Origin of the sequence: Asanoa sp. NPDC050611 (assembly GCF_040654855.1) — a bacterium.
Lineage (GTDB): Bacteria > Actinomycetota > Actinomycetes > Mycobacteriales > Micromonosporaceae > Asanoa.
On record NZ_JBFAIU010000271.1, the window covers coordinates 1 to 8,254 of the forward strand.

Here is an 8,254-nt window from a genome sequence, read left to right on the forward strand (position 1 = left end):
ACGCGCCGCTCTCGCAACTGCTGCCGGCGCACGTCCAGGAGGGCGGGCCCGAACGCGGCTGTCGGCTTCGAGGGCGGGTCAGTCGTTGGCGATCTGGTCGCGGTGGTCGTCGATGAACTCCGCGAGCGACCGGGGCGACCGGCCGATGACGTCGGCGACGTGGGAGTTGGTGAAGTCCGCCCAGCCGCGGCCGTATGCGGCCCGGTATTCGCCGAGCATCGCGGCGTACCACTCCGGGAGGCCGACCTCGATCAGGAACGTCCGGACGGCCTCCGGATCCCGCGGCACGTACTTCACCGGTCGGCCGAGTACCCGGGCCGCCTCCTCGGCGGCCTCGTGCAGCGAGATGCTGACCGGGCCCGTGAGCGTGTAGATCCTGCCAGCGTGGCGCTCCGGCGAGCGCAGGATCTCGGCGGCGACCGCCGCGATGTCCCGGACGTCGACGGCGCCGACCCGGCCTTCGCCGTAGATGCCGAACATCTCCTCACCGTTGACCGAGCCGAGCAGGTTCTGCATGAAGTTGGTCGGGCGCAGGATCGTCCACGCTATGCCCGACTCCTGCAGTTCCTCGTCCGACAGCGCGTGCAGCCGGCCGTTGCGGGTGGGTGCGTCGTGGGCGGCGCCGATCGCCGAGAGGCGGACGACGTGGCGCACCCCGGCCTGGCGCGCGGCCCACAGCAGGTCGCTGCTCTGCGCCGGTGCCTGCGCGCCCATCGGGGTCAGCAGCCAGAGCTTGTCGACGCCCTCGAACGCCGGGCCCAGGGTGGCGGGGTGGTCGAGGTCAGCGGCGACGTACTCCACGCCGTCCACCTTCTTCACGGACTCCGGGTCGCGCACCAGCGCCCGGACCGGCTCCGTGCCCACGGCGGCGAGGGCGCGCAGCACCTCCCTCGAGACCAAGCCGTTCGCGGCGGTCACCAGAATGGTCATGACTTTCTCCTCACGGTCCGTACGCACCGCGATCCCGCCGCGCGTCGTCGTCGAAGATATAGTCCAGAACTGTGACCGTCCAATGATTGGACTAGTTTATGAGGCGCAGCACACGCAAGGAGCAGGACCCGGACCTCGGGATCCTCGCGGTGCAACTCTCGGCGCGGGTGCAGCGCGAGATCTTCGCGCGGGCCGCGGAGCAGGGCTTCGACGACCTCCGGCCGCGGCACGGCGCGGTGCTCGCGTACCTCGACGAAGAAGGCATCCGCCCCGGGGAGCTGGCACGGCTCGCGGGCCGCAACAAGCAGACGATGGGCGCGATCATCGACGAACTGGAGCGCCTGGGGTACGTGCGACGCGCGCCGGACCCCGCCGACCGCCGCGCGAGGCTCATCGTGCCGACCGAACGGGGGCTCGGCATCATGGCGGCCTCGGACCAGTACGTGCGGGATATCGAGCAGAGCCTCTCGGACCAGCTCGGCGCGGACCGCTACGAGGAGTTCCGCGCCGCCCTGAGCCAGGGGGTGGTCAGCCTGCCGTCGACGGGCCAGGACGCGGACGGCTGACCTGCGCGCACGAGCCGGACCGCTCGGTTCGGGGGCGGCCCACGGCCTGCTAGCTGAAGCTCGCGGCCGTAGCCGGGCACAGCCCCCACGGATCGCGACGTTTCCGACCCGATGGCCACGAGCGCACCCCCCCAGCCGAAGGGCCCGGCGACCTACCGAAGGTCCAGGCCCATTTCTGGGAGTACGGCGACGCCCTGGTCGGTGACGCGGGCGTCGGTGCGGCTGGGGGTTCCAGGCCGGTTCCGAGATCACGCGACACCCCGGCCGGATGAAACGGGCGGCGGTGCTGCTGGTCTCGGGCTGGGGTGCCCCTGGGTCGCTTCGTGCGGCTCGCGAGAGAACCCGGGCCGATTGCGGCAGCAGCCGCCGACGCCCCGACCGGAAATCGGCGAGCTGATAGGAGAGGAGCGTTCGCCGCCGCGGGCCTGGCAGCGAAGCGGAGCGAGCGGTGTCCGGCGGGAGCGACGGTCCGGACCGCCGCGGGCCCGGGACCGCCGGTTCTGGCCTTGATTTGGCTTGTTTCTCGGCAACATCCGCCGATCCCGACATGGGGGACGAAACAGCCCGGGTCCGCGGAGCATCCTGTCGTACCCGACGACTAGCATCGCTCAGGTGAGCGACCAACCCCGGATCCTGCTGCTCGATGGCCACTCGCTGGCCTACCGCGCGTTCCACGCCCTGCCCGTGGAGAATTTCTCCACCGCGACGGGGCAGTCGACCAACGCGGTGTTCGGGTTCACGTCGATGCTGATCAACATGCTGCGCGACGAGAAGCCGACGCACATCATCGTGTCGTTCGACGTTTCGCGGCAGTCGTTCCGCACCGAGAAATACGCGGAATACAAGGCCGGGCGGTCCGAGACGCCCAAGCCGTTCCAGGGGCAGGTCAGCCTGGTCAAAGAGGTGCTCGCGGCGCTACGCATCCCCGTGGTCGAGAAAGAGGGCTACGAGGCCGACGACGTGATCGGCACGCTCACCCGGCAGGCGCGCGAGGCCGGCATGGAGGTGATCATCTCCAGCGGTGACCGCGACTCGTTCCAGCTCGTCGACGACCACGTGACGGTGCTCTATCCCGTGCGCGGCGTGTCCGAGGTCTGGCGGATGAACCCCGAGGCCGTCGAGGCCAAATACTTCGTGCCGCCGACGCGCTACCGCGACAAGGCCGCCCTGGTGGGGGAGACCAGCGACAACCTGCCCGGCGTGCCGGGCGTGGGCGACAAGACCGCCGCCAAATGGATCAAGGAATACGGCGGCATCGACGGCGTGATCGCCAACGCCGACAAGATCAAGGGCAAGGCGGGCGAGAACCTCCGCGCCAACCTGGCCAACGTCATGCGCAACTACGAGCTCAACGCGCTGGTCTGCGACCTCGAGCTGCCCATGGGTCCCGAGGACGCGCGCTGGCACGGGTGGGACCGCGAGGCCGTGCACCAGGTCTTCGACGCGCTCGAGTTCCGGGTGCTGCGCGAGCGGCTATATCAATACCTCGACGCCGTCGAGCCCGAGGCCGAGTCCGGCTTCGACCTGTTCGGCGAGATCCTGGCGGCGGGCGCCGTGGCCGGCTGGCTGACCGAGCACGTCCGGCCGGGCGTGGCGACCGGCGTCGCCGTCGCGGGCCGGTTCGGCCGGGGCACCGGCGAGCTGACCGGCATCGCGCTGGCCACCGCCGACGGGCCGGCCGCCTGGTTCGACCCGACCCAGCTCGAGCCGGCCGACGAGCAGGCGGTGGCCGCCTGGCTCGACTCCACGGAGCACCCCAAGGTCCTGCACGACAGCAAGCCGGCCCGGCTGGCCTTCGCGGCCCGCGGCTGGGGGCTGCGCGGCGTCGCCCGCGACACGGCGATCGCCGCCTACCTGGCCCGGCCCGACCAGCGCACCTACGACCTGGCCGACCTGGCGCTGCGCTATCTGCACCGCGAGCTGCGCGTCGACGTGCCCGAGACCGGCCAGCTCACCCTCGACGGGCTGGGCGGCGAGGAGGGCGTCGTCGAGCAGAACCTGATGCTGCAGGCGCGCGCCACCCTCGACCTGGCCGAGGCGATCGACGCCGAGCTGTCCCGCGACGGCGAGCTGTCGGTGCGGCTGATGGCCGATGTCGAGCTGCCGCTCTCCGAGGTGCTGGCCCGCATGGAGCAGGTCGGCATCGCGGCCGACACGCACTACCTCTCCGACATCGAGGCGCACTTCGCGGCCGAGGTGAAGGCGTCGGCGCAGGCGGCCTACGCGGTGCACGGACGCGAGTTCAACCTCGGCTCGCCCAAGCAGCTCCAGGAGATCCTGTTCACCGAGCGGGGTCTGCCGAAGACCCGGCGGATCAAGTCCGGCTACACGACCGACGCCGACGCGCTGCAGGGCCTGTTCGCACAGACCGGCGACCCGCTGCTCGAGCACCTGCTGCGGCACCGCGACGTGGCCAAGCTCAAGTCCACGGTGGACGGTCTGCTCAAGTCGGTGTCGGACGACGGCCGAATCCACACCACCTACTTCCAGACGGTGGCGGCGACCGGCCGGCTCTCGTCGACCGACCCCAACCTGCAGAACATCCCGATCCGCACCGAGGAGGGCCGCCGGATCCGGCGGGCGTTCGTGGTGGGCGAGGGCTACGAGACGCTGATGACGGCCGACTACAGCCAGATCGAAATGCGGATCATGGCCGACATGTCCAAGGACGAGGCGCTCATCGACGCCTTCAACTCGGGCGCCGACTTCCACGCCGCGACGGCGTCGTCGGTCTTCAGCATGCCGCTGGAGGAGGTCACGGCCGACCACCGCCGCAAGATCAAGGCCATGAACTACGGCCTGGCGTACGGCCTGAGCGTCTACGGCCTCTCCCAGCAGCTCGGCATCGCCACGGACGAGGCCCGCGGCCTGATGGACGAGTACTTCGACCGTTTCGGCGGCGTCCGCGACTACCTGCGGGCGATCGTCGACCGGGCGCGCCAGGACGGCTACACGGAGACGATCCTTGGCCGCCGCCGCTACCTACCGGACCTGGTGAGCGACAACCGCCAGCGCCGCGAGATGGCGGAACGGATGGCGCTCAACGCCCCGATCCAGGGCTCGGCCGCCGACATCATCAAGGTCGCGATGCTCCGCGTCGACGAGGCGCTCAAGGAAGCGGGGCTGCGGTCGCGGATGCTGCTGCAGGTCCACGACGAGCTCGTCTTCGAGGTCGCGGAGGGGGAGCGGGAGCAGACGGAGGCCCTGGTCCGGGCGGCGATGGGCGGCGCCTATCCGCTGGCGGTGCCGCTCGAGGTGTCGGTCGGCCTGGGTCGCGACTGGAACAGCGCCGACCACTGACGAGCGTCCCCGGCTGCGCTTTCGTTCCCGAGCGGTCGGCCTAACGGCCGGCAGTGCTGATGCTGTCACGTGCGTGGGTGCATCGCCGAAGCCCGTGGTGCCCGTCGCGCAAATCCCTTCAGCCGGGATGGCGGAATCGGTCGGCTCAAGTCGCAGCCCAAGGCGAAAGAACGGGCACCCGACCCGAGTGAGACGAGAAAGCCCGGCAGGCGAAGAGCCAAGAGCCAACAACGGACGCGAGAGGCATCCAGTCCGTCGAGGCTAACGGGAGACAGAACGGCCGGTCGAAGTCAGAACGCTGCGGCCAACGGCGCGCCGGGCGGACGCTGGATTCGTGGTCGTCCGGAATCATGGGCGACGCTAGGACCTTTCGCGAATGCTTAAGCTCGCCTCGCGGAGAGAGGCGCTGCTTGTTGACGTTCTGTGCCGGTTCGTGGGCTAGCGGACCCCTCGCCCGCTCGCTAGTGTCCTGAGGTGTTCGGCAGGATTCTGGAAGTCCACGGCTGATGGGTCCGAGTCATGACTGATCTTACGTTCTTCACGTCTCGACCATGGCTGCAGGACAGGGTTGACGGTTGGCTGGCGGGCGGACCAGATGTCGGCCGGGTCCTAGTGATTTCAGGGGGACCGGGAACCGGGAAGAGCCGCTTTTTGCACGAGCTGTGCAGAGACCTTACCGACAGCCCTCCACCTGGCGGTGTGCAGCTAGCGGGGGCGATCTTACGCGATTTGCGGGGCAATCGATCCGATGAGCTGTCGTGGGCGAAGCTGAAATCTGAGTTGCTCAAGCTTGTCGGAAGTCCGTCACCTACCATTTCTCACCCGTCCGCTCTCGTCCATCAAAATGTCGAAACGATAGCTCCAGGCGCGCAGGTCATCGGGCAGATGATCACAGCGTTGCTACTTAACAACGACCCGTTGCAGGAGCTTCGCGAGGCGGTGCTTCCGCTACTCGCTGATCTGCCGTCAGGGCCACCTCTACTTCTGGTCGTGGACGGGCTCGACGAAGCGTTTCGTGATCAAGCGATGGAGTTCCTTTCGGTCGTGTCCCGCCTTGCCGACGCCATCAGCAGAGCGCCTGATGGGCAGAAGGGAATCGGTAGGCTTCGCATTCTGGTTGCAAGTCAGCCTGAGGTTCCAATAGAGATCAACCCACTTCGGCCCCCGGTCACCGTCGACCTAGCACGTCCTGACGATTCTGACCAGGCGGACTTAACGAGGTACTGCACCGCTTTGCTCGCAGATCTTCCAAGTGATCATCGCGAAACGCTTGCCCACGAGATTGCAAAGAACGCGGCCGGTGTATGGGTTTGGGCGTTCTATGTCGCAACAACGGTTGCCGAGGACTTTGCTAATGGTGAGCCGATTCCTCGCACGGTGACAGCTCCACGTTCACTGCAGGAGGTCTACCGCGAGGCGTTGGAGCGCGCGCGTAGTAGACTCCGCGACCGTTGGCAAACCGGAGCCGAACTTATCGCGTTAGTCGCGGCTTCCCAGGACGTCGGCGCCATGCTACCGAAGGATATCGCCCTAGCCGTCTTGGGCGTTGACGGTGCTGGCCTAGCCAACTTGCTCAAAGATCTGAAGGCGCTGGTTGCCCCGACGTCAAAAGGCGAATATAGATTCTGGCATGGCGATTTCGGTCGCTGGATCGTGGAAGGCGGGTATGAACTGGCGAATGTCCGCGACGCCCATGACAGGCTAGCGAACTTTACAGTTCAGGTAGGAACGGGAGGCTGGTCGTTCGCCGGCCCATATGCACGCAACTACGTTATGCCGCACGCACTCGCTGCGGCTGAGTCGGACCTTGGCAGCGTGCAATTGCGTTCGAGTTTGGGTCGTTGCCTCCAATTACTGCAAGAGGTCGACCTTCTTGCCGAGGATGCCGACTGCCCAGGGGAGTATCCCAATGTCCGAAACTGGCTTGACTATTTGCAAAGGCTGAGCTGCATCACGCCTGGTGCCACACGAATAGCGGGTGCAGCGCCATTAACAGGTTTAACCAGCACGCTGTACCGCTTGCTCCAATCACATGTTGGAGCACGTCTGGCCGCGCGGATGTCGGATGCCCAGTTGCAAAGGTTCAGTGCCTTGCTGGAGGACGGCGAGCAGCAAGGCGCACTGGCACTCCTCGACGACGTTCAACCGACGCGGGTCGTCGTGGCTGAGGAACTTAGGCGCCTCTGGGGGCGGGTTCTAAACGGCTGGCGGCCAGCAGTCGACCTCGGGTGGAGCGCTTTCATGGTAGCTATTGACCTACGGCGCCAGTGGCAAGCCACCAAGGTGCCAAGCTTATTAGATCGCGCCATCGAAGCGTACGAAGAAAGTTTACAACACGCTGATCCGGAAGCACCCTACTTCACCGACCGCATGATCGGCTTTGCTAACTCTCTGATTCGGCGAGTTGGTACTGAAGGAGAGCGGCCTGATGATCTTGATCGCCTCATCTTAGCGCAGGCCGAAATATTAGGGCGCCAAGATCTGGAGGGGGCGGCGTTGGTATCGGCTCAATCAGTAACTGGGTTCTGGTTGGAGCACCGGTGGCTGCAGGACCCGGAAGGTCATAGCGATGATTTGGACTCTGCGGTTGAGGCGTACACCCGAGCACTGAGCTTGAGTTCCGACGACGCTGACCAACGCATTGACTTGACGACGAGCCTAGTTCGCGCGCTTGGCCGAAGGATCGATACGCCGCGTGAAGCGACCGATGACCTCGACCGTGTCATCGCATTGCAGGCTCAAGTTGTGGGTCGGTTGGATCGAAAATCGGCGTTGGCTTATTGGGTGTGCGGGTTTTGGTTGGATGTGCGGTGGGGGCGGGATCCGGACGGTCGTGGAGATGATCTGGACCATGCGGTGGAGGCATATCTCCAAGCGTTGGAGCTGACGCCACCTGACGATCCTATGCGGACCGACCGCATGATCGGGCTTGCGAACGGTCTGAACCGGCGGCTGGGTACGGATGGTGAGCGGTCTGATGACCTGGACCGCCTTGTTGCTTTGCATTCCGAAATCGCGGCTCGGCCTGATTTGTCTGATCCCGGGCAGGCGCACGAGTTCCGCGGGAATGTGCTGGAGCAGCGGTGGGAGCGGGATCCGGAGGGCCGTCGTGGTGATCTGGACGCTGCCGTGGAGGCGTATGCCCAGGCGTTGGAGCTGACGGCGGCTGATGATCCTCAGCGAACTGACCGCATGATTAGCGTCGCAAACGGGCTGACGCGGCGGGTCGGGACGCAGGGTGAGCGGTCTGATGACCTGGACCGGCTTGTTGCTCTGCATTCTGAAATCGCGGGTCGGTCTGATTTGCGTGATCCCGGGAACGTGCACGAGTTCCGCGGGAATGTGCTGGAGCAGCGGTGGAAGCGGGATCCGGAGGGCCGTCGTGGTGATCTGGACGCTGCCGTGGAGGCGTATGCCCAGGCGTTGGAGCTGACGGCGGCTGATGATCCTCAGCGAAC

At 66.6% G+C, this 8,254-nt stretch carries 4 protein-coding genes; 3 read left to right on the forward strand and 1 reads right to left on the reverse strand.

Annotation, left to right across the window (positions count from 1 at the left end):
- Positions 1–78 precede the first annotated feature (78 nt).
- Positions 79–930, reverse strand: a complete 852-nt coding sequence (locus tag AB0H87_RS30870) for an SDR family oxidoreductase (RefSeq protein ID WP_360153459.1) — start codon at positions 928–930, stop codon at positions 79–81.
- 98 nt (positions 931–1,028) lie between these two features.
- On the opposite strand from AB0H87_RS30870, the gene AB0H87_RS30875 reads away from it, so the two are divergent.
- From AB0H87_RS30875 to AB0H87_RS30885, 3 genes are all read left to right on the forward strand, one after another.
- Positions 1,029–1,496 (forward strand): MarR family transcriptional regulator, encoded by a 468-nt coding sequence (locus AB0H87_RS30875; RefSeq protein ID WP_360153462.1) that lies wholly within the window; start codon positions 1,029–1,031, stop codon positions 1,494–1,496.
- A 612-nt stretch (positions 1,497–2,108) separates the two neighbouring features.
- Complete coding sequence (polA, locus tag AB0H87_RS30880; RefSeq protein WP_360153465.1) at positions 2,109–4,796, forward strand: DNA polymerase I; 2,688 nt, start codon at positions 2,109–2,111, stop codon at positions 4,794–4,796.
- Positions 4,797–5,315: 519 nt separating this feature from the next.
- On the forward strand, positions 5,316–8,254 hold a 2,939-nt coding region (locus tag AB0H87_RS30885; protein ID WP_360153468.1), incomplete at its 3' end, for an AAA family ATPase.

Coding starts and splice junctions, on each gene's coding strand:
- AB0H87_RS30870 (WP_360153459.1), bottom strand. CDS start 930: ATGACCATTCTGGTGACCGCCGCGAACGGCTTGGTCTCGAGGGAGGTG.
- AB0H87_RS30875 (WP_360153462.1), top strand. CDS start 1,029: ATGAGGCGCAGCACACGCAAGGAGCAGGACCCGGACCTCGGGATCCTC.